25 protein-coding genes are annotated in these 25,880 nt (G+C 73.1%); 5 read left to right on the top strand and 20 right to left on the bottom strand.

Annotation, left to right across the window (positions count from 1 at the left end; all coding sequences use genetic code 11):
- Positions 1 to 90 precede the first annotated feature (90 nt).
- Positions 91 to 327, top strand: a complete 237-nt coding sequence (locus E1292_RS22705) for a hypothetical protein (protein WP_132597236.1) — start codon at positions 91 to 93, stop codon at positions 325 to 327.
- A gap of 88 nt (positions 328 to 415) precedes the next feature.
- On the opposite strand, the gene E1292_RS22700 is transcribed toward E1292_RS22705, so the two are convergent.
- Complete coding sequence (locus E1292_RS22700) at positions 416 to 685, bottom strand: hypothetical protein (RefSeq protein ID WP_132597235.1); 270 nt, start codon at positions 683 to 685, stop codon at positions 416 to 418.
- 22 nt (positions 686 to 707) lie between these two features.
- On the opposite strand from E1292_RS22700, the gene E1292_RS22695 reads away from it, so the two are divergent.
- A complete protein-coding gene (locus E1292_RS22695; protein ID WP_132597234.1) occupies positions 708 to 977 on the top strand; it encodes a helix-turn-helix domain-containing protein in 270 nt (89 codons plus the stop codon).
- A gap of 101 nt (positions 978 to 1,078) precedes the next feature.
- Here E1292_RS22695 and E1292_RS22690 read toward each other — a convergent pair whose 3' ends face one another.
- The 5 genes from E1292_RS22690 to E1292_RS22670 form a co-directional block, all read right to left on the bottom strand.
- The gene (locus E1292_RS22690; protein WP_132597233.1) at positions 1,079 to 1,516 is read right to left on the bottom strand and encodes an anthrone oxygenase family protein; all 438 of its coding nucleotides are present in this window, start codon (positions 1,514 to 1,516) and stop codon (positions 1,079 to 1,081) included.
- Between the two features lie 186 nt (positions 1,517 to 1,702).
- On the bottom strand, positions 1,703 to 2,962 hold the full coding sequence (locus E1292_RS22685) for an NAD(P)/FAD-dependent oxidoreductase (protein WP_132597232.1): 1,260 nt from the start codon (positions 2,960 to 2,962) through the stop codon (positions 1,703 to 1,705).
- 153 nt (positions 2,963 to 3,115) lie between these two features.
- Positions 3,116 to 4,657, bottom strand: a complete 1,542-nt coding sequence (locus E1292_RS22680) for a PucR family transcriptional regulator (protein WP_132597231.1) — start codon at positions 4,655 to 4,657, stop codon at positions 3,116 to 3,118.
- A gap of 21 nt (positions 4,658 to 4,678) precedes the next feature.
- Positions 4,679 to 5,485, bottom strand: coding sequence for a rod shape-determining protein (locus E1292_RS22675; RefSeq protein ID WP_132597230.1), 807 nt, complete (start codon positions 5,483 to 5,485; stop codon positions 4,679 to 4,681).
- 143 nt (positions 5,486 to 5,628) lie between these two features.
- Positions 5,629 to 5,970, bottom strand: coding sequence for a hypothetical protein (locus tag E1292_RS22670; protein ID WP_132597229.1), 342 nt, complete (start codon positions 5,968 to 5,970; stop codon positions 5,629 to 5,631).
- A gap of 35 nt (positions 5,971 to 6,005) precedes the next feature.
- On the opposite strand from E1292_RS22670, the gene E1292_RS22665 reads away from it, so the two are divergent.
- On the top strand, positions 6,006 to 6,338 hold the full coding sequence (locus E1292_RS22665; protein ID WP_132597228.1) for a cupin domain-containing protein: 333 nt from the start codon (positions 6,006 to 6,008) through the stop codon (positions 6,336 to 6,338).
- A 331-nt stretch (positions 6,339 to 6,669) separates the two neighbouring features.
- Positions 6,670 to 11,460: a GH92 family glycosyl hydrolase gene (locus E1292_RS22660; RefSeq protein WP_132597227.1), complete on the top strand. Its 4,791-nt coding sequence runs from the start codon at positions 6,670 to 6,672 to the stop codon at positions 11,458 to 11,460.
- Positions 11,461 to 11,475: 15 nt separating this feature from the next.
- Here the strand turns inward: E1292_RS22660 and E1292_RS22655 are convergent, their stop codons facing one another.
- Positions 11,476 to 11,862 carry a DoxX family protein gene (locus E1292_RS22655; protein ID WP_132597226.1) on the bottom strand — a complete coding sequence of 129 codons (387 nt, stop codon included), beginning with the start codon at positions 11,860 to 11,862 and terminating at the stop codon, positions 11,476 to 11,478.
- Positions 11,863 to 12,104: 242 nt separating this feature from the next.
- On the bottom strand, positions 12,105 to 12,914 hold the full coding sequence (locus E1292_RS22650; protein ID WP_132597225.1) for an acyl-CoA dehydrogenase family protein: 810 nt from the start codon (positions 12,912 to 12,914) through the stop codon (positions 12,105 to 12,107).
- Between the two features lie 159 nt (positions 12,915 to 13,073).
- Here E1292_RS22650 and E1292_RS22645 point away from each other — a divergent pair, with 159 nt between their 5' ends.
- Positions 13,074 to 13,901 (top strand): poly(ethylene terephthalate) hydrolase family protein, encoded by an 828-nt coding sequence (locus tag E1292_RS22645; RefSeq protein WP_132597224.1) that lies wholly within the window; start codon positions 13,074 to 13,076, stop codon positions 13,899 to 13,901.
- Between the two features lie 3 nt (positions 13,902 to 13,904).
- Here the strand turns inward: E1292_RS22645 and E1292_RS22640 are convergent, their stop codons facing one another.
- The 12 genes from E1292_RS22640 to E1292_RS22585 all read right to left on the bottom strand — a co-directional run.
- Complete coding sequence (locus E1292_RS22640) at positions 13,905 to 14,825, bottom strand: phosphotriesterase family protein (RefSeq protein ID WP_132597223.1); 921 nt, start codon at positions 14,823 to 14,825, stop codon at positions 13,905 to 13,907.
- On the bottom strand, positions 14,822 to 16,054 hold the full coding sequence (locus E1292_RS22635) for an FAD-dependent oxidoreductase (protein WP_132597222.1): 1,233 nt from the start codon (positions 16,052 to 16,054) through the stop codon (positions 14,822 to 14,824). The genes E1292_RS22640 and E1292_RS22635 overlap by 4 nt, the downstream gene beginning before the upstream one ends.
- 13 nt (positions 16,055 to 16,067) lie before the next feature.
- Entirely contained in the window at positions 16,068 to 16,757 is a 690-nt protein-coding gene (locus E1292_RS22630) for an SDR family oxidoreductase (RefSeq protein ID WP_132597221.1), read from the bottom strand.
- Positions 16,754 to 17,524 (bottom strand): sugar isomerase domain-containing protein, encoded by a 771-nt coding sequence (locus tag E1292_RS22625; protein WP_220447007.1) that lies wholly within the window; start codon positions 17,522 to 17,524, stop codon positions 16,754 to 16,756. The genes E1292_RS22630 and E1292_RS22625 overlap by 4 nt, the downstream gene beginning before the upstream one ends.
- Positions 17,521 to 18,384 (bottom strand): ROK family protein, encoded by an 864-nt coding sequence (locus tag E1292_RS22620; protein ID WP_132597220.1) that lies wholly within the window; start codon positions 18,382 to 18,384, stop codon positions 17,521 to 17,523. The genes E1292_RS22625 and E1292_RS22620 overlap by 4 nt, the downstream gene beginning before the upstream one ends.
- On the bottom strand, positions 18,378 to 20,465 hold the full coding sequence (locus E1292_RS22615; RefSeq protein WP_132597219.1) for a GH36-type glycosyl hydrolase domain-containing protein: 2,088 nt from the start codon (positions 20,463 to 20,465) through the stop codon (positions 18,378 to 18,380). Before E1292_RS22615 ends, E1292_RS22620 begins: the two co-directional genes overlap by 7 nt.
- On the bottom strand, positions 20,462 to 21,235 hold the full coding sequence (locus tag E1292_RS22610; RefSeq protein ID WP_132597218.1) for a carbohydrate ABC transporter permease: 774 nt from the start codon (positions 21,233 to 21,235) through the stop codon (positions 20,462 to 20,464). The genes E1292_RS22615 and E1292_RS22610 overlap by 4 nt, the downstream gene beginning before the upstream one ends.
- Positions 21,228 to 22,145 carry a carbohydrate ABC transporter permease gene (locus tag E1292_RS22605; RefSeq protein ID WP_132597217.1) on the bottom strand — a complete coding sequence of 306 codons (918 nt, stop codon included), beginning with the start codon at positions 22,143 to 22,145 and terminating at the stop codon, positions 21,228 to 21,230. Before E1292_RS22605 ends, E1292_RS22610 begins: the two co-directional genes overlap by 8 nt.
- Positions 22,142 to 23,383: an ABC transporter substrate-binding protein gene (locus E1292_RS22600; RefSeq protein ID WP_165974684.1), complete on the bottom strand. Its 1,242-nt coding sequence runs from the start codon at positions 23,381 to 23,383 to the stop codon at positions 22,142 to 22,144. The genes E1292_RS22605 and E1292_RS22600 overlap by 4 nt, the downstream gene beginning before the upstream one ends.
- Before the next feature lie 5 nt (positions 23,384 to 23,388).
- Positions 23,389 to 24,174: a GntR family transcriptional regulator gene (locus E1292_RS22595; protein WP_132597215.1), complete on the bottom strand. Its 786-nt coding sequence runs from the start codon at positions 24,172 to 24,174 to the stop codon at positions 23,389 to 23,391.
- A 280-nt stretch (positions 24,175 to 24,454) separates the two neighbouring features.
- The gene (locus E1292_RS22590; protein WP_165974683.1) at positions 24,455 to 25,540 is read right to left on the bottom strand and encodes a Gfo/Idh/MocA family protein; all 1,086 of its coding nucleotides are present in this window, start codon (positions 25,538 to 25,540) and stop codon (positions 24,455 to 24,457) included.
- A partial coding sequence (locus E1292_RS22585; protein ID WP_181958279.1) for a ThuA domain-containing protein occupies positions 25,537 to 25,880 on the bottom strand: 344 nt, incomplete at its 5' end. The genes E1292_RS22590 and E1292_RS22585, both read right to left, overlap by 4 nt.

Here is a 25,880-nt window from a genome sequence, read left to right as displayed (position 1 = left end):
GAGTGTTTTCTCATGTCGCAGCCGTGTACACCGTGTGTTCGCTTCATTACTGTTTGTAGCTGACAGTGATCCTTCACAAGGAGGTTCCCCGTGCGTCCATCCCCTCGTAAGATCGCCGCCGTGGCGATGATCGCCGTCGCCGCCGGCATCGCCCTGTCAGCTCCCGCTCACGCCGTCGTCGATCCCACGAAGCTCAACAGCCTGGAGTCGATCACGAGGATCGACCCCGTCGTGATGGCCAACTGCGCCACCGGCGGCGTCGCCGACCCCGTCGGCGCGGTGGCCGTACCGCCCGAGATCCCCCTGGTGGGCTGCCTCACACTCTGATCACCGCGGAGCGCCGGTCGTGGCCGTGCGGCGGCCGCGACCGGCGTCTCACCACGAGATGCCCTCCGTCCGGGGTAGCCCGGCCCCGTCAGAGCACCGCCTGGCCCGGCTCCCGGACACGATGTCCAGGGAGCAGCGGGGACGCCAGCGCCGCGGCGCAGAAGAAGGCGGCGTTGCACCAGAGCGTGGTCGCCGTCGCCGCGCCGAAGCCGCCGCCGGCCGGCGAGAAGAAGATCACGCCGACGACCGCGATCCCCAGGGCCGTACCGAGCTGGATGGCGGTGTTGACCACCCCCGAGCCGGCGCCGGCGTCGTCCGCGGGCACCTCGCCGAGCGCGACGGCCGCCGGGATCGGCACGCACAGGCCCATCCCCAGCCCGATGACCAGCTCGGCGGGCGCGATCGACCGCCTGGGAAGGCCGGATACGCGACCCGGCGCCCGCGACGCGACGGACCGCCGCCGGGTGCTGGTCGAGCTGGTGCGCGAGGGGCCGTACCAGGAGCTCGAAGGCGTCCTGGCGGAGATCGACCGCGCCTACGCGGAGCTCGCGGCCGGCTACAGCGAGGAGGAGCTGGCCATCGTGCACGACTTCGCGGTCCGCGCGAACGATCTGATCCACGAGCAGACCCTGCGCCTGCGTGCCGAATGACCCGCTCCCCGGCCGCGCGGCTGTCGCCGGGCGCTTGTCCCGGAAAGGCCGGCCCCGGGGTCAAGAACCCGGGTGAAGGCGTCACCGCCTGCTCGGTCCTCTCAGAGAGCGGTCAGGCCGGCACCCATCAGGACGAGGCTCGCCACGCCGGCCACCGCGCGGAGCGTGTTCCACGCGGTCCACCTGCTCGCGTAGTCCTTCCACGGCATGGTCCCGGCTTCCAAGGCGTTGTTCATCGGTACGTTGATCGCCACCGTGACGAGGAACGAACCGACGAAGTTCACCGCGGCGGCGGCGAAGAACCAGAGGGCGGCAGGAGCGTCCGCGAGCAACCCGGCCACCAGCGCCGCCAGCGGCGACCCCAGGAACACGAGGTAGAGCCAGGGGTTGAGGATCTTACGGTTGATGCTGCGCATGGCCGCCTCCGCCTGGGCGGGGTCGGCGGCCTTCAGGCCCGGCATGACGGACATGGAGAAGGTGTAGAACAGGCCCGCGAGGGCGCCGTGCAGCGCGAGTGCGACAAGGGACAGTGCCAACATGAGCTCATAGTGACGCCCGCGGCATGAGACGGTCCATGCATCGGGCGCTCGATCGCATACGCGAGCGTCCAGGACGTCACGGCCGCGGCCACCGGCCCCGCCGCGGGCTCCTCCCGGTCGGCGCGGCGGATCCACGCAGCGGGCCTGGCCGGGCAGCGCGGCGGATCCACGCAGCGGCCGGGCCGATCAGCGCAGGGGGTCGAACTCGTGCAGGACGGCGGGCTGCTTGCCGGTCGTGATCTGCTCGGCCAGCAGCCGGCCCGTGATCGGGCCGTGGGTCAGGCCCCACATGCCGTGCCCGCCGGCCACGTAGATCCCCGGCCGGGCTGTCGCCCCGACGAGCGGGCGCCCGTCGGGGGTGACCGGCCGCGGGCCCACCCAGACGTCGGTGCGCTCGTCCCAGCGCACGCCGTCCAGCAGCGGGCGGGCGGAGGCGATGATCGCCTCCATCCGGGCGGGTACGCCCGGGGCGTCGGGGTCGCGGAACTCCATGGTTCCCGCCACGCGCAGCGCCCCCTGGTACGGCGTGCACGCCACCCGTACGTCGGGCAGGTAGATCGGGCCGGGCACGGGACGGTCGACCGGCACGGTGAAGGAGTAGCCCCGGCCGGCCTGCACGGGGACGCGGACTCCCCAGCGTGAGGCCAGGCGTGGCAGCCACGCGCCGGTGGCCACCACCACCGCGTCGGCCGACACGGACGTGCCGTGGCGCGAGCTGACGGTGATCCTGCCGTTCTCGTCGCGCACGTCGGCGACCTCGAAGGCGTACACGGTGGCGCCGCGGGCCATGACCGCCTTGCCCAGGGCGTGGACGAACCCGCCGGGGTCGACGTACCGCTGCCCGTCGATCCGCACGCCCGCCCGCAGGGCCGCGGAGGCGAGCGGCGCGTACTCGGCGAGCCGGGCGCCGTCCAGGACGGCGTGGTCGACGGGCTGTCCCGCGTCGGCCATCCGGCGCAGCTCGCGCAGCAGGCTCTCGGCCTGTTGCGGGGTGCGGAAGGCCGCGGTGATGGGGGCGTCGACGACGGGGGCGTCCACGCCGTTGGCGGTGAGCACCTCGTACGCCTCGATGCACTCCTCGTTCAGCGGCAGGTTCGCGCGCACCGCCCGCGTCCACGACGACCACCGGGAGTTGGCGGCGAACCGGGCCAGGAACGCCCACAGCTTCGGATCGACGGTCGCCGGGACGTGCAGCGGCGCGGCCGGGTTCACCAGCGATTTGAGGCCGTAACGCAGGACGGAGGGCTCGTTGAGCGGGATGGCCAGGCCGGGCGCGACCCATCCCGCGTTGCCCCAGGACGCCCCGGCCGCCACGCCGGCGCGATCGACCACGTGGACGTCGACGCCGCGTTCCTGCAGGAACCACGCGGTCGACAGGCCGACGATGCCGGCGCCCACCACGATCGCCGATCGCGGCGGGTCGGTGATGCGCTCGTTGCCGGTCATGGCATGCCTCCGTACTGGACAAATATCGCTCTTTCTCCCAGGATCGCGTGCGCGAGACCTTCCAGCGTTGTGCGGAGCCGACAATCGCGCCGGCCGGATTGTCCGGTCGTCACAACGGCCGAGTCACAACGGCCGAGTCACAACGGCCGGTCGTCACAACGGCCGGTCATCCTCCAGGGCGGCCAGCGTGATGATCATGGCCAGGCGCTGGCGGGCGTCGTCCAGGTCGAGCGGGGTGATCTGGGCGATCTTGCGGAGGCGGTTGCGTACGGTGTTGGGGTGGACGCCGAGCCGTTCGGCGGCGACGGCGGGGTCGCCCTGGGCCTCCAGCCACGCCCGCAGCGTGGCCATGTAGTGGGTGCCGTGGCGGGCGTCGTGCCGGCGCAGCGCGCCGACCGGCCCGCGGGCGGGGGTGCGGCCGGTGCGCGCGGCGGCCCGCAGCCGCCGCAGCAGGATGTCGTCCCAGGACTCGTCGTACGCCGGCGGCGCGGCCCGGAGGGGACCCGTCTCGTGCAGCGCCAGGCACTCGTCGGCCTCCTGCCGGCTGGCCGGCAGCTCCGCCGCCCTGGCCGGCGCCCCGATCCCGGCGAGGAGCCTCACCTGCGCGGGCAGGGCGGACCCCAGCGCGGACACCCAGGCACGCGCCGCGCCGGCCTCCTCGCCAGGCAGGATGGTGTAGAGCGTGTTGCCCAGCAGCGTGCTGCGCCCGGGCCGCGACCAGCCGAAGCCGGTGGTGGCCCGTTCGAACGCCAGCAGCAGCGCGGCGTGCCGCTCGTTCCCGGTGTGCGCGCGGACGGCGATGACGCGCAGCGTCTCGCCGGCCAGCCCCAGCTGGCTGAGCACCGTCGCGGCGTCGGCGCTGCCCTCCAGCAGCCGGATGGCCAGGTCGGACTCCACCTGCCGCTCCAGGTCGGCGCTCGCCCGCTGGCGCAGCAGGTGCAGCGCCACCGTGCGCGCCCCGTCGGTCAGGGCTCCGAGCCGCGCCCCGGTCAGCGGGCTGCCGCAGGTCACCCAGACCGAGCCGAGCACCTCGCGCCCCGCCCGCACGGCCACCGCCATCCGCCCGGTCAGCCCGTGCTCCGGGTCCTGCTCGACGAACACCGGCTCGTCGGACGCGGCCAGCCGGTCGAACACCCCCCGGGACTGGAACAGCTCGCGCAGCCGGTCGGGGACCTGCCGCACCAGGATCGTCTCCAGCCGGGCCGGGTCGCCCGCCTGCTGGGAGCGTGAGTACGCCAGCACCCGCGACAGCCGGTCCTCGATGGTGACCGCGCCGCCGACCACGTCGGCCAGGCTGTCGGCCAGCGCGAACAGGTCCGTCGGCCCGCGACCCGCCTCCGTCTCCCGCCCTTCCAGGACGAGCCCGTACACCACGCCGGCGAGCTGGCTCCACGACACGGCGGGGTCGACCAGCATCACCGCCACGCCCTCGCTCCCGCCGGCCGAGGACGCCTCGCGGGCGGCCTCGGCGCCGGCGCGCACCAGCACCACCGTGGCCCGCGCCGACACCGCCCACCGCACCGCCTCGGTCGCCGACGGGGCGCCGACCGCCAGCAGCACGTCTCCCTGGACGCGCTCGTCGGTGGGGTCCGGCATCGCCACGCTGCGCAGCTGGACCGAGCGCGTCTCGGGCCGCCCGCACAGCCGCACCCCGTATCCGCCCAGCACGTTGACCAGGCGATCGAGTCGGATCACGGGCTTACCCTGCCCCGGCGATCAGCGGCCACGCGCGGCGATGCCGGAGGCCAGCGGGGGCCGCTGGCACAGCCGCATCAGGCCGCGTACGGTGGCGTGCTGCGGCTCGGGCGGCGTGCTGACCGGCATGCGCAGGACGGTGTCCAGGCGGTTCAGCAGCTGCGCCTGGAGGGCGCCGCCCCCGGTCACCGTCAGGCCGTTGCCGCGCGCCGCCGCGCGAAGCTGGGCGGGCAGGCGGCGCAGCAGCGCGGCCGTCATGTCGACGACGCCGTCCAGCACGTACGGCAGCAGGCCCGCGCTGGTCGTGGCGCCCAGCTGGATGGCCACGGCGTCGCTGATGGCGCCGTCGCGGATGGCGACGGCCTCGACGATGCCCGCGCCCACGTCGAGCAGCAGAAACGGCCGCGAGCCGGTGACGTCGAGGCCGACGCCGACGGCCGCGGCCAGGGGCTCCTCCACCAGCGTCACCCCGCACCCGGCGGCCTCGGACACCGCGGTGCGCACCGCCCGCCGGTCACTGGGCGACGCGGCCACGGGCACGCCGACCACCACCTGCTCCATCGAGCGGTCGCCGGCCGTCTGGACGTCCCGCAGCACGAGGCGTACGAGGCGCCGGCACGCGCCCGGGTCGGCGACCATCCCGTGCCGGATCGGGCGTACCGGATCGGCGGCGCCGGCGACGGGCGGGGAGGCGACGACGGCCGAGGGGCGGTCGGCGATGGCGACCCCGCTCGACGTCAGCGCTCTGGTGCGCGCGGTGCCCAGATCGAGCGCCACCCGGCCGTGGCGGGTGCGCTGGAGGGTACGGGCTGGTTCGAGCTCGGCCATGGCGGTGTTCGGCTCCTTGCTTGACGCGAGAAGGAAGGAAGGGGGCGTGTCCCGCTTGGGGGACGTCCGTGCCGGCGGGCAGCCGGGCGCGCGCGGCCGGGCCGCGCGACAGCGGACGCGCGGCAGGAGACGAGGCGGACCGGCTAGACCGGCGGCGGGCTGCGTGACCCCGCGGGGCGTTGCCCGAACTGCTGGGGATCTCCGACGGCTGCCGGGCCGTGCGGCGGGGGCAGCAGCACGAGATGGGCGGCGTCGCTCTGCCGCGCGCCGGTCTGCGCCGGCACCAGGTGTTCGCGGCCGGTGGAGAGCTGGGGCGGCAGGCCCGTCAGCCGGTTGTCCGTGGTGCCGGGGCTCCACGTCGTCGCCTCCTGGGTGACGGGGTCACCGGCGGTGTGCCGGACGCCGGACGCGCCGGCCACCAGCGAGCACACCAGGACCAGGCTCAGCACGATGAGCCTGCGCGGGGTGTTCCACGGTCCCGTCACACGGCCGACCATAGCCCAACTGAGACAATGGCGGCATGCAGAAAGTCTCGCTCGCGGCCCTGGCCCGTCAGCAAACCGATCTGGCGGCCGGCGCCGGTGGCGGTCACACCGCCGACACCGTGCACGGCGGGCACGAGAAGGTGCTGCGCCAGACGGTCATCGGCATGAAGCAGGGCGCGTGCCTCGCCGAGCACGAGAACCCGGGAGAGGCCACGGTGCAGGTGCTGCACGGCCGGGTGCGCATGGTGGCCGGTGCGGAGTCGTGGGAGGCGCGCACCGGAGACCTGCTCATCGTGCCCGACGCCCGCCACAGTCTCGAGGCGCTGGAGGACTCCGCGGTCCTGCTGACCGTCGCCAAGTCGCGCTGACCCCGGCCCGCCCGATCCGCTGTCACCGGTGGGGAGCCTGACGGCTGCCCACCGGTCTCCCACCAGTACGCCTTCCGTGCCCGCACCGGTTCCGGGGGCGGCCTCTTGACAGGGGGCCCGCGATTTGAAAACTTCCTTGACAGATCGAGGTTGACAACGTTGTCATCCGCCTTCTGGCAGATCGTTGTGAGCACCCCCTGGCCATCCCCGTCCCGTCCCGACAAGGCACGACCCACGCAGCCGCCTTCGTGACGCTGCCCGACCGAGTCCCCGTACCGGCTGACGCACGGAAGGTTCCTCCTCGATGAAGCACCCTCGCCGACGATCCCTCATGACGGCGGTCTTATGCGCGGGCGTCGCCCTCGCGCTCTCCGCCCCGGCCGCCGCCGCGCTGACCACCCAGTACGGCCCCGCGGGCGCCACCGCACAGAAAGGTCCAGACCCGATTCCCAATCCCGGCCCTTCGGGCACCCCGACCCCCGGCCCGTCCTACAGCCCGCCGCCCGACCCGAAGGCGAGCGAGCCGCCTCCGTCCGCGGAGCAGGCGCGGCGAGCGGCGCAGGACGGGCAGAAGCTGGCCCAGGCGGAAGGAGCGGCCTTCGCCTCCTCTTTCGAGCCCGGCGACCCCCAGCCGACCTGGATCAACACCACCGAGACCGACGCCAAGGGCGACAAGAAGGCCGAGAACGTCACCGGCACCCTGCCCGGCGGCATCGAGGGCAGCATCTCCGACAGGATCGCCCGGATCAGCGTCAGCGGCGAGTTCTTCGACGCCGGCGAGGTGAAGGAGAACCTCGCCGACACCGACGCGAGCACCAAGTGGCTGGTGGACAGCGGCACGGGCTGGGCACAGTACGAACTGTCCGAGCCGGTCGCGGTCGTGCACTACGCGCTGACCTCCGCCGACGACGTACCCGAGCGCGACCCCCGCGACTGGCAACTCCAGGGCTCGCAGGACGGGAAGACCTGGACGACCCTGGACACCCGCACCGGCGAGACGTTCTCGGCGCGCCTCCAGCGCAAGGAGTACCGGTTCGCCAACACGACGCCCTACGCCCACTACCGGCTGAACGTGACGCGTGTCGGCGGCGCCCCCATGCTGCAGCTGGCCGAGTGGGAGCTGTCCGACGGCCACAGCGGCACCGGGCCGCCCAGCGACATGCGCAGCCACGTCGGCGAGGGCCCGACCCGCGGCCACACGTCCAGGCCGCGCGCCGGCTTCACCGGCCTGCGCGCGTTCCGGTACGCGGGCGGCACCACGTCGGGCAAGGGCGGCTACTCCACCAACAAGGTGTTCGAAGTGGACATCCCGGTCACGTCCGGGACGGAGCTGTCCTACCTGGTCTTCCCCGAGTTCACCTCGGCCCACCTGCGCTATCCCAGCACGTACGTCTCCGTGGACCTGGCCTTCAGCGACGGCACCTACCTCAGCGACCTGAAGGCCGTCGACCAGCACGGGGTCCGGCTGGCGCCACGTGAGCAGGGCGAATCCAAGACCCTGTACGCCGACCAGTGGAACTTCAAGCGCGCCGAGATCGGCAAGGTGGCCAGGGGCAAGCGGATCAGCCGCATTCTGGTGGCCTACGACAGCCCCGTGGGCGAGGCCGGGTTCCGCGGCTGGGTGGACGACATCAAGATCGTCACGGAGCGGAAGCGGCAGCCGTACGAGGGCCGCGGCGGGCGTGACGAGCGGCGGCCCTCGGAGTACGCGGTGACCACCCGCGGCACCCACTCCACGGGCGGGTTCTCGCGGGGCAACAACTTCCCGGCCACGGCCGTGCCGCACGGGTTCAACTTCTGGACGCCGATGACGGACGCCGCCTCGACGAGATGGCTCTACGAGTACCACCGGGCGAACAACGCGGCGAACCTGCCCGAGATCCAGGCGTTCACCGCCAGCCACGAGCCCAGCCCGTGGATGGGCGACCGGCAGACGTTCCAGTTCATGCCGTCGGCGGCCGAAGGGGCGCCCGACCCGTCGAGGACCGCCCGCGCGCTGCCCTTCCGCCACGAGCGGGAGGTCGCGCAGCCGCACCTGTACGCCGTCACCTTCGACAACGGCCTCAAGACGGAGATCGCGCCGGCCGACCACGCGGCGCTGGCCCGGTTCACGTTCCCCGGCTCGTCGGCCAAGCTGATCTTCGACAACGTGGACAACCGCGGCGGCCTGACCCTCGACGTGTCCGGCGGCGTGGTCACCGGCTATTCCGACGTGCGCAGCGACCTGTCCACCGGGGCGACGCGCATGTTCTACTACGCCACCTTCGACCGCCCGGTCACCGGCGGCGGCAAGCTGACCGGCCAGGGACGCGACAGCGTGCTGGGCTATCTCGCGTTCGACGCGGGCGAGAAGCGCACCGTGTCCATGCGGATCGCGTCCTCGCTGATCAGCGTGGAGCAGGCCAGGAAGAACCTGGAGCTGGAGATCGGCGCGTCCGACACGCTGGAGCAGGTCAGCGAGCGGGCGCGCAAGGCGTGGGACGCCAAGCTCGGCGTCATCGAGGTCGAGGGCGCGAGCCAGGACCAGCTCGTCACGCTGTACTCCAACCTGTACCGGCTGTTCCTGTATCCCAACTCCGCTTTCGAGAACACCGGCACCGCGGACGCCCCGGTGTACAGGCACGCGGTGCAGTCGGCCGTCGAGACCCCGCCCAGCACGCCCACCGAGACCGGGGCGAAGGTGGCGGACGGGAAGGTGTACGTCAACAACGGCTTCTGGGACACCTACCGCACCACCTGGCCCGCGTACGCGCTGCTCACGCCCAAGGCGGCCGGGGAGATGGTGGACGGGTTCGTGCGGCAGTACGAGGACGGCGGCTGGATCGCGCGGTGGTCCTCGCCGGGCTACGCCGACCTGATGGTCGGCACGAGCTCCGACGTCGCCTTCGCCGACGCCCACCTGAAGGGGATCACCGGGTTTGACGCCGAGACCGCCTACGAGGCGGCGGTCAAGAACGCCACGGTCACCCCGACCACCCGCCACGTGGGCCGCAAGGGCCTGTCCACCTCCGTCTTCCTCGGCTACACGAGCACGGAGTCGACGGGTGAGGCCATGTCGTGGGCCATGGACGGCTACATCAACGACTTCGGCATCGCGAACATGGCCAAGTCGCTGGCCGAACGGTCGAAGGGCGCGAAACGCGCCCGCTACCTGGAGGAGCACGAGTACTTCAGGAACCGGGCGCTCAACTACGTGCACATGTTCGACCCGGCGGTCCGCTTCTTCCAGGGCAGGAACGCCGACGGGTCGTTCCGGCTCAAGCCGGACGCGTACGACCCGCGCGAGTGGGGCCACGACTACACCGAGACGAACGGCTGGAACATGGCCTTCCACGTGCCGCAGGACGGCCGCGGCCTGGCCAACCTGTACGGCGGCGCGGACGAGTTGGCCGGCAAGCTCGACGCGTTCTTCGACAGCCAGGAGACCGCGCTGTTCCCCGGCTCGTACAACGGGGTCATCCACGAGATGCGCGAGGCCCGCGACGTGCGGATGGGCCAGTACGGGCACAGCAACCAGCCCTCGCACCACATCGCCTACATGTACGACTACGCGGGACGACCGTGGAAGACCCAGGCCAAGGTGCGCGAGGCGCTGTCGCGGCTGTACCTGGGCAGCGAGATCGGCCAGGGCTACCCGGGAGACGAGGACAACGGGGAGATGTCGGCCTGGCAGGTCTTCAGCGCCCTCGGCTTCTACCCGCTGCAGATGGGCAGCCCCTACTACGCGATCGGCTCGCCCCTGTTCGAGAAGGCGACCGTGCGCCTGGAGAACGGCAGGAAGCTGGTGATCAGGGCGCCGGGCAACAGCGCGCGCAACGTCTACGTGCAGGAGGTGAAGGTCAACGGCAAGCCGTACGGGAAGACGTACCTGCCGCACGACCTGGTCGCCAAGGGCGGCGAGCTGGTGTTCGAGATGGGGCCCAAGCCCTCGCGCTGGGGCACGGGGAGGAACGCCGCCCCGCCTTCGATCACCGGCGACGACCGGATCCCCACGCCGCTGCACGACCTCACCGGGCCCGGGCGCGGCACGGCGTCGGCGCCCGGCGGCGCCGACGTGAGCGCGCTGTTCGACGACGACTCGGCCACCGGGGCGACGGTGCCCGAGTCGGTGCGGTACTCCTTCGACGGCGAGCGCACGGCGCGCTACTATACGCTCACGTCCGGCTCGGGCGAGCCCGCCCAGGATCCGTCCAGCTGGGTCCTGGAGGGCTCCAAGGACGGCAACGCGTGGAAGTCCATCGACAAGCGGACCGGTGAGAGCTTCACGTGGCGGTCGCAGACGCGCCCGTTCAAGATCACCAGCCCGAGCGCGTACACCCACTACCGGATCAGGTTCACCGGCGGCTCGGCGGTCTCGCTGGCCGAGGTGGAACTCCTCGCCCCCGAGCCGCCCGCCACGTCGACGCTGGTCATCGAGAGCTCCGGGGTCTTCGCCGCCCCCGGTGAGACCGTGCGGCTCTCGGCGACCGTGGCCAACCACGCCACGAAGCCCGCCGGCGGCCGGCTCACCGCCACGGGACCCGAGGGCTGGACCGTCCAGCCCGCGTCCGCCCCCTTCGGGCCCATCGCGCCGGGCGCGTCCCAGACCCTGACGTTCGAGGTGGCGGTGCCGGCGACGGCCGGTCCCGGCAGCCACGTGATCCGGCTCGCCGCCACCTCCGACCAGGGGTCCACCGGCGAGCAGGTGGCGGTCACGCTGATCGGCGACACGGTGGAGTTCACGCCCGGCACCCCGGCCGAGGAGCCCTGGCTCCTGGACGCGGGCGGCTCCCAGCTCGACGGCGAGGTGCACGACGGGCGTGCCCGGTTCACCGACGGCGACAGCCACGCCACCTACCGGTTCGAGCTGCCCGCCCAGGTCACCGGCGGTTCGCTGACGCTGGACATCGCCAACCAGTTCCTCGTGGAGGTGTCGGAGGATCAGCGCACCTGGCGGACCGTGCTGCGGGAGGAGAACGACGTTCGCGACCGGTCCAACCGGGCGGAGCGCACGCTCGACCTCGCCGACCTGCGGGGCGAGTCCCGGACGTTCTACCTGCGCATCGGCGACAGCCGGCCGGATGACGGCTGGGGCTCCTGGCTGGCCAGGGTACGCCTGGAGCTGACCCGTACGCAGGCCTGACGGGGGAAGCGGCGGTCACCTGGCCGGGGACAGGGCGAGAGCCGGGTCCAGGGCCAGGGTGGCCGCCGCGAGCCCGAGGAACACCATCGCCAGGTAGAACTGCGGCGCGTAGTCGCTGACGCGGAGATGGGCGAAGAGAGCGCAGACGAAGTAGAGCACGAGACCGGCGGCGGCGGCCGTCCCGACGAGCGGCACGCCGAGCAGCCCGAGCGCCAGCCCGAGCGCGCCGAGCACCTTCAGCGCGCCGATCGGCCAGACCAGCCATGACTCGGGCACGCCGGCCCGGTCGAGCGCGGGGCGCAGCGTGCGCATGATCGGCTTGAGCCGGGTCATGGCCGCGAGCCCGGAGAAGGTGTTGGCGGCGACGGTCACCACGGCGGTGACGACGTAGGCGGTTGACATGGATACTCCTGGTGGATCGATGGGGAAGGCGGTGACCGCCTCGGCAACCAAGAGGGTCAGGAGTGCCCGGAGTGTGACGTCTCCTCCGCGACCTGACGCGTGGGCGACCACTTGACGCCCCGCTCCCAAGATCGAACGATGAAGGGCAGAAATCGATTTCACCGTGCCGCGCCGATCGTCCCCGCCCCGGCCGGCGAGCTCTCGGTGCGCCACAACGCCTTCACCGGCAGGTGGCTGACGACCTACCTGCAGGCAGCCACATCGTGCTGCGATCCGCGCCCGAGCCCACGGGCCCGTGGAGCGCCGTCCTGCTCGGCGAAGTCGAGCGCGGCCCTGGCGACGCCGGCGGAGACGACGGAGAGCGACTGGGCGGCGTACGTGATCGCGGGATAGCGGTAGAGAGGCTCGTCGATCACCGGCTCCCCGCCGCGGATGAACGTCCACTCCCTGCCGATCTCGACGTCCTCGGCGACCAGGTCGAACGAGCCGGTGCCCCGCATGCCGACGACGTCCCGGTCGCGGACGATCTCCAGGCGCTCGGGGCGGACCAGCGCGCCGCGCGGCCTGCCGGCGGTCGAGTCGTCGCCGGGGATGCCGACGCAGACGATGTCGGCGGCCATGCAGCCGCTGGCGAACTTCCACCGGCCGTTGACGAGGAAGCCGCGCTCGGTCGGCGTGGCCTGCCGGACGGGGAACAGGGCGCCGGCGAAGACGACGTCGGGGCCGTCGGCGTACAGCTCGGCCTGGGTCTCCAGCGGCAGCGAGCCCAGGTAGACCAGTTGTGAGCCGAAGCCGGCGACCCATCCGGTGGAGCCGTCGACGGCCGAGATCCGCTCGATCTTCCTGAGGAACTCGGCGGGCGGCATCGTCTCGCCGCCGAACCGCTGCGGCGTCGAGGCCCGGTAGAAGCCGAGCCTTTTGAGCCGGGCGACGAAGTCCTTGGGGACGTAACACTGCTCGCGGAACTCCTGGCGGCGCTCGGCCAGCTCCGCGAGCATCTCGTCGAAGGCGTCACGGTCGTGTGGCGCCGCGCTCCCCTGGGTCTTCGCCATCTCTGCTCCTCGTGGGCTCCGATGCGTACGCCGAGACCGTGAACACCCTACGGCGGCGCGCGAAGGAGGCGTCGTAACGCGTGCGGTCGGCCGACAGGGCTGTTGACAGGGTGGCCGGTGCAGCGAAAGATACGGTCATCCGTACAACTGGGAGGATGCATGAAGCTCATGGTCGCCGTGGTGCTGCTGCTGGGAGTCCTGGTCTCCCCCGCGCGGGCCGCCGACACGATCGAGGCCCACTACGCGGCGGCCGGGCCATGGGCCGTGGCCACCGCCGACGTCGGCGGCGAGTATCGGATCCACTACCCGGCCGACCTGGGCGAAGGAGGCGTCAAGCATCCGATCGTCACCTGGGGCAACGGCACGAACGCCGTTCCCACCCAGTATCCGGGCGTGCTGGACCAGCTCGCCTCCTGGGGGTTCGTGGTGATCGCCACGACGGACACGACGACGGGCGCCGGCGTCGAGATGATCGACGCCGCGGAGTACATGGTGGCCAGGAACGGCGACTCCGCCAGCGTGTTCCACGGCAAGCTCGACGTGAGCAAGGTCGGCGCCGTCGGCCACTCGCAGGGCGCGGGCGGCTCCGTCAACACGGCCACCAAGTCGGGCGGCCTGATCTCGTCGGTCGTCCCGATCGCGCTGCCCGCCCCGATCTGGGTCGACCCGGACGACGCGTTCTCCGTGGACCAGCTGGACTGCCCCGTCCTGTTCCTCAGCGGCAGCCGGGACGGCCTGATCTCCCCGCACTCCGCCATCCGGGCGTACTACGAGGCCGTCCCCGGCGCCGCCGCCAAGGCCATGCTCAAGGGCGCCGGGCACAACACGATCCAGGGCGACGGCGGCGGCTTCCTGGGATACCTGACCGCCTGGCTGATGTACACCCTCCAGGGCGACACCTACGCCCGCGGCGCCTTCGCCGGCTCCGCACCGGAGATCGGCACCAACTCCTCCTGGGAGCACGCCGCCCAGAAGAACCTTCCCTGAGCGTCAACGGATCGCGAAGGCGGCGGCGGCGTTGCCGGTCAGCGCCGCCCGCGCCACCTCGCCGAGCCCCGCGGCCTCCAGCCGCGGGACGAACCTGTCCAGCAGGTATGCCAGGCCGGGCCCGCCGCCCAGGCTCGGCCAGTACGACCTGCGGGCGAGGTCCATGCCGAACAGCAGCCGGTGCCCGAGCCCTCGCCCGGCAAGCGCCTCGACCAGCGCCACGACGTCGCTGTCCGGCCCGTACTTGATCCGTCCCGGCCGGTCGAACGCGAGGTACGCGCCCCGCTCCGCCAGCGAGACGAGATAGCCGGGGTCGGGGTTGTGGTCGATGTGCCCGAGCACCACCCGGTCGACGTCGAGAGCGTCCAGCAGCTCGTGCCCCATCGTGCCCTTGTCGCAGTGGGTGACGACCGGAGCGCCGGTGCGCCGCGCGGCCTGGGCGACGGCGCTGATCAGCCGGCCGTGCGGCAGCCGGTGGTAGCCGGCGGCGAGCTTGACGGCGCCGGCCCGCGCGGGCGAGCGCCGGACGATCGGCCCGACGAGGCCGAGCTCGTCCATGCCCTCCTCGATCTCGGAGACCAGCAGGCCGGCGATCTCGTCGGCGTCGTAGTGGTGCAGCCAGTGCGCGTCGCTGTAGTAGGTGCTCTTGTGGAAGCCGGTCACGGCCACGACGTGCAGGCCGGTCCGCTCGGCGAGGGCCCGCATCAGCCGGGGGCTGCGGCCGAACCCCAGCGGGGTCATCTCCACGACCGCGGCGAGCCCCAGCCGCCGCGCCGCCGAGACCTCCGCGACGGCGGCCTCCAGCGAGTCGAGCCGGTAGTCGGGCTCGTTGCGCACGGGCCAGCCGCCGGTCATGAACAGGTGCTCGTGGGCGTAGGTGACGCCGAGTTCCTCGACGTCACCCAGCACGGTACGGACCGTCACAGGATGGCTCCGTTCGCCCGCAGCCTGCCGCGCAGGACGTCCACGTCGACGTCCGCCGGTTCCCTGGAGCTCTCCACCGCGAGGGCGGCGGCCGTGCCCGCCGCCTCTCCCATGGCCATGCACTGCCCCATCGAGCGGGCGGAGGCGTGCGCGTCGTGCGTGGCGGACAGGGACCGCCCGGCGACGATCAGGCCGGGGGCCTCGGCGGGCAGCAGGCAGCGGTAGGGGATGCCGTAGGTGCCGTGGCCGCGGACGTACTCCCAGCGGGTCCCGGCTCCCGCGTCGTGGTCCTCGATGGGGGCGCCGCAGCGGGCGATCGTGTCGGGGTGGTCTCTCCCTGCCAGCACATCCTCGCGGGTCAGGACATATCGGCCTTTGAGGCGCCGGGACTCGCGCACCCCGATCCGGACCGACGTGCCCAGCAGCACGGCGGAGCCGTACCCCGGGACCTTCTCCCGCAGGAAACGCACGTACGCGCTCGCCTGCCGCCGCCCCTCACGCTCGGCCCGCGACAACTCCATCGGATCGGTGGGGTCCAGGCCGCTCACCCGCGTGAGGTTGGTGTGCACGATGCCGTCGTGCACCGTCCTGTGCACCGACCCGTCGCGCCGGGGCAGCTCGTACGCGTCCCCCGCCTCCTCCATCAGGGCGCGCAGCTCGGCCGCCGAGGTCGCCGAGGTCGCCGACAGGTCCACGCCGCCGAGCCGGAACGTCGTGGTCATCGGCTGCAGCCGCATGCCGGGCCGCTCGACCGCCGCCCCGGCCCGCCAGGCGATCTCCGCGTCCCCGGTGGCGTCGACGACCACCGGCGCCCTGACCCGGAACCGCCCGGCGACGGTCTCGACCTCGTCGCCCGCGCCGCAGACCCGGGCGTGCAGCAGGACGGTGACGCCGGCGGTGAGCTCGTCCCACACGACCTTGAGCGCCTCGGGCTCGTACGTGACGCCCGTTCCCGCGCCGTAGGTGTTGGGCCGCTCGAAGGCCGATCCGGTGGCGAACAGCCGCTCGCACACCTCCCACCCGATGCCGCCGACCACCCGCGGGGATCCGGGGCCCGGCGCGTAGAAGCCGTAGAAGGTGTCGAGCACCGCGGCGCCCGTGCCGCCGAGGTATCCGGCGCTCTCCACCAGCAGGCAGCGGGCGCCGGACCGGGCGGCCGCCACCGCGGCGGCGCACCCCGCGCTGCCCCCTCCGGCGACGATCACGTCGCCTTCCCACAACACGTTCACCGCGGCGTTCCTCTCATCGAAGATGCCAGCCGCCGTCGACGGGGATGACGGCTCCTGTCGTACGGCCGGCCGCGGGGGAGAGCAGCCAGAGCACGGCGGCCGCGACGTCCTCAGGGGTGCAGAGCCTGGCCCCCAGCGGCATGAGCTCGGGCAGCCTGGCCCGGATGGCGTGGTCGGTCTGGGCGCGGCGGCTCATGGGGGTGGCCACCAGCCCGGCGGAGATGAGGTTGATCCGCACCCCGCGCGGCGCCGTCTCGCGGGCGGCCGACCTGATCAGCGGGATGAGCGCCCCCTTGGACGAGGCGTAGGCCACGGTGCGGAAGTCGTCGTCGAGCGCGGTGCCCAGCGCCGAGCCGATCACCACGATCGACCCGCCCTCCTCCATCACCGGGATCGACGCGCGCAGCAGCCGGAACACCGACGTGTGGTTGACGCGGTGCACCTCGTTCCAGGCCTCGTCACCGCACGCGGTGACGCCGCCGTCGCCCAGCGCCCTGCCGGACATGCCGACCGCGTGCACGACCCCGGTGATCTTCCCGTACGCCGCCGACGCCCGCGCGATGGCCTGCTCGGCGCCGCCCGGCCTGGTGATGTCCAGGCCGTTGTCGAGGTCGGCGCCGAAGACCTGGCCGCCGGCCGCCCGTACCGCGTCCACGCAGGCCCTGCCGATGCCGCCGGCGGCCCCTGCCACCACGACGGTCATGCGCCGGGCTTTCTCAGCACCTCGGAGGCCCGGCGCGCGTGCTCCAGGTAGGCGGCCTCGAACAGCTCGTCGGAACGCCGCCGGCCGACGAGCTTGGCGCTGGAGATGACCGGCGGCATCAGGCCGTCCGCCGCGAGCAGCTCCGCCGTACGGACCTTGATCTCGTTGACCACCGCGACCACCGCCAGCGTGCTGCCCGGCCCGACCGGCTCGGCCAGCCCCTCGACCCGGCACAGCGCGTCGCCCACGGGCGTGCACAGGTCGATCACCACGTCGGCGTGGTCGGCCAGCCGCGTGCCGCTCGGGTGGCCTGGCCCGACCGCGGCCGTCTCCCGCGCCGACGTCACCGCGATGACGGGCACGCCCGCCTTGCGCAGCCCCATGGCCATCTCGATAGGGACCGCGTTGAGGCCGCTGACGCTGAACACGATCGCCGCGTCCGCGGGCCGCAGCTCGTAGTTGGCCAGGATCTGGTCCGCCAGCCCCTCGACCCGCTCGATGAACATCGCCTGCCGCATCCCGTTCGCCCCCGCGACCTGCGTGTAGAACGTCGTCGCCAGCTCCACGATGGGATGGAAGCCCGGGTAGGACCCGTACCGGGGGAACAGCTCCTCGACACCCATGCGCGAGTGCCCGGTGCCGAACGTGTGCACCACTCCCCCGCCGCCGATCACCCGCGCCGCCACGTCGGCCGCGGCCGCGATCGGCTCCTCCTGGGTACGCTCGATCTCCCCGAGCAGCTCCATCGCCTGCTTGATCCACTTCACTGCGGCTCACCTCCATAGAGCGCGGCACCGATCGCCCCGGCCCACGGGCCGAGCGCGGCGGGCAGCACCGTCACGTCACCGATGAGCGGACGCCTCCGCTCGAACTCGTCGCGCATGGCGGTCAGCATGAGGTCGAGCGCCCCGGCCACGCCGCCTCCGACGACGATCGTCCCCATCCCGAGCAGCGCCGCCGCGTCCCCGAGCGCCACCCCCAGCGCCCAGCCGGCCCGGCTCATCGCCGCCGCGGCCACCCGGTCGCCCGCCCGTGCCGCCGCCGCGACGGCGGCCGGGGTGGCGAAGCCGTCGAGTCCCCGCACGATCGCCGGGCCCGCGGCGTAGGTCTCGGCGCACCCGCGGTTGCCGCAGCAGCACCGCGGCCCGTAGGAGTCGACCGTGATGTGGCCGACCTCGCCCAGGTTGTCACGGGGCCCCGCGAGGATCTCGCCGCCCAGCGCCACCGCCCCGCCGACGCCCGTCCCGAGCACTGCGAAGAGCACGTCGGACATGCCGCGGGCGGCCCCCGCGCGGAGCTCGGCCAGCGCGAACGCGCGGGCGTCGTTGACCACGGCGACCGGCAGCCCGGTGCCGGCGCGCAGCTCGGGCCCGACGGGGAAGCCCGTCCAGTCCCCCGGCGGGTTGGGCACGAACTCGGCGATCCCGGCGGTCCGGTCCACGTGGCCGGGCAGCCCGATCCCGATGCTCGTCACGCCCTCGCGTACCAGCCCGCCGGCCAGGGCCACCACCGCGCCGGGCCCGGGCGGCGTCGGCGCGGAGCCCGAGCCGACCACCTCGTGGTCCGCGCCGAGGAGCGCCCACTTCACGGTGGTGCCCCCGACGTCGACCCCGAGCCGCGTCACCACGTGAGCGGGCCTGCGCCGGACACGGGGCCGGACACAGGGCCGGCCGGGGTGACCAGCTCGACCGGGCCGAGGGGCGCGAGCCGCCCGCTCCCGTCCGGCGCGACGGTCAGCACCCGGCTCCGGAACGAGGCGCCGCCGCCGACGTGGAGCCGGCCCGACCCGTCGGGTACGACGCCCAGCAGCCGCAGGTAGGCCAGCAGCGGCTGGGCGTGCGCGTGCAGGTTGGCCACCGGGTAGGCCTGCATGGCGACGCCGAGGTGGGCCAGGTCCCAGGTGCGGCCTGGGCGGGCGGACTCGGGCGGCAGGTAGGCGTCGGGGCCGGACAGCGTGCCCTCCCACACGTCCGGATAGGCGGCCGCGTGGGAGGCCAGCGACATGCGCCGCCACCATGACCAGCCCAGTTCGGGGGCGTGCTCGGCGGCGGCCCAGATGAGCGTCATGTTGATCGCGTACCAGATCGCGCCGTCCCCGGCCCGGCTGCCCGGCAGGGCGGGCCATCGTACGCGGGCGCCCAGGGGCGATTCGGCGGCGGCCGTGGCCTCGATCGTGTCCAGCAGGGCGCGGGCCTGGCCGGGCGTGGCGGCGCCGCAGAGGATCGCCCACGGCTGGACCTCCAGCCACAGGTCGTCCTCGCCGACCACCACGCCGGGGCCGTAGGCGCGGCGGAACCAGCGTCCCGTCCACTCGCCGGCCACCAGGTCGCGCAGCGTCCCGCCCAGCTCGCGCGCCTCCTTGCCGGTCGCGTGGTCGCCGAGCCGCTCGGCCAGCGCCGCGTAGCGGGGCAGCACCCAAGCCGCCATCGCGGAGTTCAGCACCGATTCGCCGCGTTCGATCATGTCCTCGGCGGGCGCGCCGCTCCTGGAGATCGCCAGGTCGTTCCAGTCGGCGTTGAGGATGCGCACGTGCCCGTGGTCGCCGCGCCCGACGACGTCGGCGAAGAAGCGGAACTGCCGCCGCAGGTGCTCCCCGAGCGGCACCGGCCGCGCGTCGTGCACCGGGTGGTAGGGCACGTCCGCGCCGAACGCCGCCGCGTCCCCGGTCGCGGCGAGGTACTCGGCGGCCAGCCACAGCGCCCACAGGTTCTGGTCGGACGGCCGGAACAGGTCGGTCCACGGTGACTTGTCCGGTCGCAGCGCGTACGGCAGGTCGCCGTCCGGGCTCCCCCAGGCGCAGGTGTTGCGCAGCACGGACAGGGCCAGGTCGGGCTCGGTGTACACGAGCGGCAGCGCGTGCTGGAGCGGGTCGCGGGCGGCCCCGTTGAACCCGTGCCGGAAGGAGTAGCACGAGCCCTGGTCGAGGGTGTGGCCGCCGAGCACCCCGTCGGCGCAGGAGCCGCCGGCCAGCAGCGCCGCGTGCCAGGGGACCTCGCGCTCGGCCTCGGGAGCCTGGGCGGCGTGTGCCCGGGGCAGCCGCGCGGCCAGCCCGGCGAGGCTCGCCTCGGTGCCGCCGCTCACCGGAGCACCCTCGTCGAGCAGGCCGTACCGCAGCTCGACGGTCCGCTCGCCGCCCGGCTCCAGGTCGAGGGGGATCGTGAGGCGCCCGGAGCGGGTGCGCTCGCCGCCGATCAGCTCCAGTTCGAGACCGGGGTCGGGAGCCGGCGCCGGGCCGCTGATCAGGCTGACCTCGGCCGGGCGGGACTGCCACTCCTCGGTCAGCGGCACGCGTACCCGCTCGTCCGTCAGGTTGCGGACGCGCAGCCGGACCAGCACCCAGGGCTGCTCGCCCTCCGGGCAGAGCACGGTGCGCTCCAGCGACAGCCGCTCGCCGGCCACCCGCACCACCGCGAACGCGGGCCCGAACAGCCGCTCCGTCGTGGAGCCCGCGGTCGACAGGCCGCCGGCGGTGGCGACGCCGGTGTCGCGGGTCAGCCAGCGCAGCCCGGTGTGCTCGTCGAAGAGGTCGCAGCGCCCGTAGTTGTCGGCCACCAGCGTGATGCGCCGGTTCCCCAGGTGGACGGCGTGCCGCCGGGTCGGCGGATCGAGGATCGGGTCCCACAGCGCCCGCGGGTCGCCGTCCTGGTCCATCGTGTACGAGAACGCGGGCAGGCCGTGGACGAGCGTCCACTCGCCGAAGGCGGTCACTTCTTGACACCCCCGAGGGTCAGTCCGGCGACGTAATAGCGCTGGAGGAAGAACATGACGACGATGGGCGGCACCGCGGTGACCAGCGCCGCGGTGGTCATCAGCCGGATGTCGTAGCCGATCTCGGTCTGCAGCTGGGAGATCCCGACCGGCAGCGGCCACAGCGCCGGGTCGTTGGCGACGAGCAGCGGCCAGAGCAGGTTGTCCCACTGCGTGAGGAACTGCAGCAGGAACAGCGTCAGCAGCGCGGGCCGCAGCAGAGGCACCGCGATGGTGGCGAAGATCCGGAACTCGCCCGCGCCGTCCACCCGCGCCGCGAGCAGCAACTCCTCGGGCAGGCCGAGGGCGAACTGGCGGACCAGGAACACGCCGAACGCGCTGATCATGCTCGGCACGATCATGCCCTGGTAGGTGTCGATCCAGCCGAGCTGGTGGACGATCACGTAGACGGGCACCATCACGACGGTGGGCGAGAGCGCCAGCGTGACGACGACCAGGGCGAACAGCGCCTTTCTGCCGCGGAAGCGGAGCCGGGCGAGCGCGTAGCCGCTCGCGCCGGCGAAGAGCACGTCGAGCAGGCCGATGCCGAAGGACAGGATGAGGCTGTTGCCGAAATAGACGGGGAAGCCGCCGCCGGCGAACATCTCGGCGATGTTGGCGAACAGGCTGAACTCCGCGCCGCCGCCCTCGGGCGCCGAGGCCACGACGGCCATGACGCCGACGGGCAGCAGCATGACCGCGACCACCAGCGGGAGCAGGACCCTACTCATCGCCACCGCCGCGCAGGAACCGGAACTGCACGAGCGACAGCACGACCAGCAGGGCGAGCAGCACCATCGCCATGGCCGAGGCGTAGCCCATGCGCTCGAAGGCGAAGGCGTTCGACCACATGTAGTACGGCAGCACCTCGGTGGCGCCCGCCGGCCCTCCGCCGGTCAGCAGGAACGCGGGGATGAACGCCTGCATCGACCCCACCACGGCGATGACCAGCACGAACAGCAGGGTCCTGCGCAGCAGCGGAACGGTGATCGAGAAGAAGGCGCGTACGGGTCCCGCGCCGTCCAGCGCGGCGGCCTCGTACACGCTGGGCGGCAGGCCCTGGAGCCCGGCCGTCAGGATGATCACGAAGAGCCCGAGGTGTTTCCAGGTGACCATGATCACCAGGGCCCAGAGCGCGATCCCGTCGTCGGTCAGCCAGGACACCGGCGCGAGCCCCGCGAGGCCGAGCACCGCGTTGGCCGGTCCGCCGTCGGCGTAGATGATCCGCCAGACCACGGAGGTGGCCACCAGCGGCATCACCGCCGGGATCATCATCAGGCCGCGCAACACGCCGTTGAGGCGGCCGGGCTTCGACAGCGGCACGGCGATCGCCAGGGCGAGCACGATCGACGGGATCACCGAGCCCGCCGTGTAGGCGGCGGTGACCTGGGCGGAGTTCCAGAACCCCGGGTCCTCCACCATCTTGCGGTAGTTGTCCAGGCCGGTCCACTCCGGCATCCCGGCCAGGTCGTAGCGGGTGAAGCTCAGATAGGCCGCCGACAGGAACGGCAGCAGCCAGAACACGCCGAAGTAGATCGCCGCGGGCAGCGCCAGCAGCCCGCCGGCCCGTCCTTCCGCCCGCCGCTGCCCCTGGCCCGACAGCGTGGCCGTGCGCCCGAGCCGCAGCTGGACGGCTGTCACAGGGCGAGCCGCATCGCCTGGTCGAAGTCCTGCGCGGCCTGCTCAGGGGTCTTCTTCCCGTGTGCCACGGCATCGCCCGCGTCGGTTAGCGCCTTGGCCATCTCGGCCCACACCGGGGTCCTCGGGCCGAAGTCGGCGTGCGGCGCGGAGGCCGCCATGATCTCGATGGCCTTCCGGTCGGCGCCTTCGAGCTTCTCCCAGCCCGTGATCGGCGTGAGCGAGCCCGCCTCGCGCAGCTGCTCGGCCGCCACGTCGGGCCGCTGCAGGTAGTCGATGAAGTGCCAGGCCGTGTGGCGGATCTCGCTCTTGTCGGCCACCGCCCAGCCCCAGGTGTAGGCGGGCACCACCGCCGGCCCGGCGTCGAAGCGCGGCATCGGCGCGATGTCGTAGACCTTGCCGGACTCGAGCTTCTTGTTGAGCGTCGGGAGCAGGTCCATCGCGAACAGGCCGGAGACGAGCATCGCCGCCTTCCCGCCGGCGAACAGCCCGAAGGCGGACAGCGGGTCGGAGAGCTTGGCGTTGCCCAGGCCGGCGTAGAACCGCAGCGCCGCCACGCCCGCGTCGGTGGCCATCGTGGCCTTGCTGCCGTCGGGGCTGAGGATCGTGCCGCCCTTCCCCTTGACCAGGGCGAGGAGCTGCATGACCGTCCACTGCGGGTTGCCGAGGATCCACTGCAGGCCGACCTTCTCGCCGTCGGCCGAGGTGAGCCGCTTGCTGTAGTCGGCGACCTCCTCCCAGGTGGAGGGCGGCTTGTCCGGGTCGAGCCCGGCCTCGGCGAACCGGTCACGGCGGTAGTAGAGGTAGCAGAGGGTGTAGTCGGTCGGCACGCCGTAGACCTTGCCCTCGTAGGTGAGGGAGTCGATCGCGGCCTTGTCGTAGCCGCCGCTGAGCGACGGTTCTGCGGGCGCCAACCGGCCCTTGCGGGCATGGCCGGGGACGGTCCAGCCGCCGATCCTGAACACGTCGGGTGGCGAGCCGCCCGTGAAGGCGGTGAGCAGCTTGGTGTCGAGCTGGGCGACGGGGATGTAGAGGGGCTTCACACCGACCTCGCGGAACTCCCGCGTGTACTTCTCGACCAGCGGGGTGAAGACCGCGTCGTAGGCCCGCGTCTGGTGCAGCCAGACCGACAGGTCGCCGCGCGGCACGCCGTCGGCGGGCGCCTCGGGCTCCGCGCGGCCGCCGCACGCCGCCAGCACGGGGGCGAGCGCGGCGGCGGCGAGCAGGCGCCGTCTGGACACGCCGTTCAACTCGGCTCCTGACCCATCAGGGCGTTCTTCGCGTCGTTGAGCTCGACGGAGAACACGGCGAGGTCGCCTCTGGCGTGGCGGATCGTGTATTCAAGCGGCAGCCCGCCCTCGGTGACCGTCGACCGCGCGGTGGCCAGCAGGGCCGCGGCCATGGGCACGTGCAGCAGCCCGGCCAGGCGGTAGTCGGCGTTGACCGCGCCGATCGTCTCCTTGCCCGAGGCCGGGGTCAGCCCGTACTTCAGCCGCAGCAGGCCGTAGAGCGATCCGGTCAGGTCCTCGTCGAGGATGCCGGGCACCAGCTCGGCGGGCAGGTGGGCGCTCTCGATCATGCAGGGCTCGTCGTCGAGCAGTCGGAGGCGTTCGAGGAAGACGACCTCGCCGCCGGCCTCCAGGCCGAGCGCCGGTGCGAGGTCGGCGGCGCACGGCTGCGCGCGCGCCGCGAGCACCCGCGTGGTCGGCTTGCGGCCCAGCCTGGCCATCGTCTCGGTGAAGCCGGCCGGCCGGGAGCCCAGAAGCTCGGAGGTGACCCCGACCGGTGCGGTGTAGGTGCCGCTGCCCTGCCGGGCCACCAGCAGCCCCTCCTGGACCAGGTCGCCGATCGCCCGCCGCGCGGTGGCCCGGCTCACCCCGGCGAACACCATGAGGTCCTTCTCCGCCGGGATCGGGGTGTCGGGCTCGCACTCGCCGATCACCGCGCGCAGGCGCTCGCGCAGCTGATAGTAGAGCGGCACGGCGGCGCCCGGTTCCAGAGCCAGCCGCCGCGCCCAGTCGATGTCGGTCATCCGGTGCCTCTTGCCCACGAAGTTGTACGGACGACCGTATCTTTTCGGTCGGCCGACGCACCTGTCAATGGCACGCTTCCAAACCCGTTGTGATCGATCAGGCGGTCGCGCCGGCCGGCGGGCCGCCGCCCAAGGTCCTCATCCTGGCCGGCGGCGACGCCCACGACTGCGCCCATCCGGCGCTGCGGGCCGGGGGCGGCGGGGTTCCTGGTCGCGTTCACCCCACGTCGTCAACCCGCCGCGGCAGATCACTCGACCTTCCGCGGTAGGTGCTGCGCCGTCAGCCGGGTCGCGGTCCTGAGGCTTCCAGCCGGGCGCGGATCTCCTCGCGGACGGGAAGGGCCAGCGCGTCCCGGTGGGCCTGTTCCAGCAGCGCCCCGATGTGGACCCGCGCGCCCGACTCCGCCGAGCGCACCGCCGCCTCCACCATGGCCAGGGAGCGGATGTTGCGGGCGATCGATCCGGACGGTTCGACGCCCGTGCGCAGCGCCGCGACGAACTCGGCCAGCGCCCCGGAGATCTCCTCGTGAGTGCCCGCCGGCACCTCGGACGCGCCGCCGGTGCTGGAGGTCACGCGGTCCTCGCCGTCCCAGGTCACGGTGCCTCCGGGGCCGGTGGCCCGCCACTGGCCGTTCCAGGGGGTCTCCAGCCCCTCCGAGCACCAGGAGCCGGTGAAGACGTAACGGGTGCCGCCGTCGAACAGGAACGTCGCGGTCGCCGCCGCGTCGCCCCGGTACCAGCTCCAGGCGGGGTTCCAGCTCTCGCACACGACCGAGATCGGCTCCGCTCCCAGCAGGTGACGGGCCGCGTCGAAGGCGTGGATGGCCATGTCCACCAGCAGCGGCTGCTCCATCACGTCGCGGAAGCCCCCGAAGCGCTCGCCGCGGAAGAAGCCGGTGCTGAGCAGGCCGGGCGTGCCGAGCTCGGCGATGCGGCGACGGTACTCCTCCAGGGCGGCGTAGTAGCGGCGGGACTGGCTGATCATCAGCAGCCGGCCGGTCGCCTCGGCGGCGGCGACCTGGACGGCCGCCTCGGCCAGGGTCGGCGCGGCGGGCTTCTCGCACAGGACCGGGAGCCCGGCGAAGAGCGCCTCGATGTTCACCTCGTTGTGGGCCGCCGGGACGGTGGCGTTCACGACGGCGTCCGGCCCGGTGTCCGCGAGCAGGTCGCCGAGCGAGGCGCCGACCTTGGCGTCGGCACCGGCGGCGCGCACGGCGGCCCGCGCCCGCTCGACGTCGAGGTCCGCCACCCCGACGAGATCGACGTCGTCGGACGCGGTCAGGGTGCGCAGCCAGACCCGGCCCATCGCGCCCGCCCCGACCTGGACCACGCGGAGCGGCCGCACCGGGTTCGCGGCGGCGCTCACTCCGCGGCCTCCTCGCCGTGCATCGCGCCCTGGTGGCCGTGCCCGGCGCTGAAGCCGCCCTCCTCGGAGCGGAGCAGGGCCGGCAGCTCGCGCCGTGACGGGTCGGCGGCCGCCCATTCGGCTCCGTTGGCGATGACATGCAGCACGTCCGGGTGGTGGTACACCGGGTAGTCCTGGTCGCCGGGACTGAAGTAGAAGATCCTGCCGTTGCCGCGGCGGAAGGTGCAGCCGCTGCGGAACACCTCGCCGCCGGTGAACGAGCTGATGAAGATCAGCTCGTCGGGGGCCGGGATGTCGAACTGCTCGCCGTACATCTCCTGGGCGGGGATCTCGATGGGGT

The sequence above is a fragment of the Nonomuraea deserti genome, assembly GCF_004348685.1.
Taxonomy (GTDB): Bacteria; Actinomycetota; Actinomycetes; order Streptosporangiales; family Streptosporangiaceae; genus Nonomuraea; species Nonomuraea deserti.
The sequence above is the reverse complement of the archived record's forward strand: the minus strand, read 5'-3'. Positions and strand labels throughout refer to the sequence as shown.

Bases quoted from the DNA above. Each gene is read 5' to 3' on its own strand.
- E1292_RS22630 (WP_132597221.1), bottom strand. From the start codon at position 16,757: ATGACCGTCGTGGTGGCAGGGGCCGCCGGCGGCATCGGCAGGGCCTGC.
- E1292_RS22650 (WP_132597225.1), bottom strand. From the start codon at position 12,914: ATGGCGAAGACCCAGGGGAGCGCGGCGCCACACGACCGTGACGCCTTC.
- E1292_RS22690 (WP_132597233.1), bottom strand. From the start codon at position 1,516: ATGTTGGCACTGTCCCTTGTCGCACTCGCGCTGCACGGCGCCCTCGCG.
- E1292_RS22685 (WP_132597232.1), bottom strand. From the start codon at position 2,962: ATGACCGGCAACGAGCGCATCACCGACCCGCCGCGATCGGCGATCGTG.
- E1292_RS22610 (WP_132597218.1), bottom strand. From the start codon at position 21,235: ATGAGTAGGGTCCTGCTCCCGCTGGTGGTCGCGGTCATGCTGCTGCCC.
- E1292_RS22695 (WP_132597234.1), top strand. From the start codon at position 708: ATGACCAGCTCGGCGGGCGCGATCGACCGCCTGGGAAGGCCGGATACG.
- E1292_RS22660 (WP_132597227.1), top strand. From the start codon at position 6,670: ATGACGGCGGTCTTATGCGCGGGCGTCGCCCTCGCGCTCTCCGCCCCG.
- E1292_RS22645 (WP_132597224.1), top strand. From the start codon at position 13,074: ATGAAGCTCATGGTCGCCGTGGTGCTGCTGCTGGGAGTCCTGGTCTCC.
- E1292_RS22655 (WP_132597226.1), bottom strand. From the start codon at position 11,862: ATGTCAACCGCCTACGTCGTCACCGCCGTGGTGACCGTCGCCGCCAAC.
- E1292_RS22665 (WP_132597228.1), top strand. From the start codon at position 6,006: ATGCAGAAAGTCTCGCTCGCGGCCCTGGCCCGTCAGCAAACCGATCTG.
- E1292_RS22675 (WP_132597230.1), bottom strand. From the start codon at position 5,485: ATGGCCGAGCTCGAACCAGCCCGTACCCTCCAGCGCACCCGCCACGGC.
- E1292_RS22595 (WP_132597215.1), bottom strand. From the start codon at position 24,174: ATGACCGACATCGACTGGGCGCGGCGGCTGGCTCTGGAACCGGGCGCC.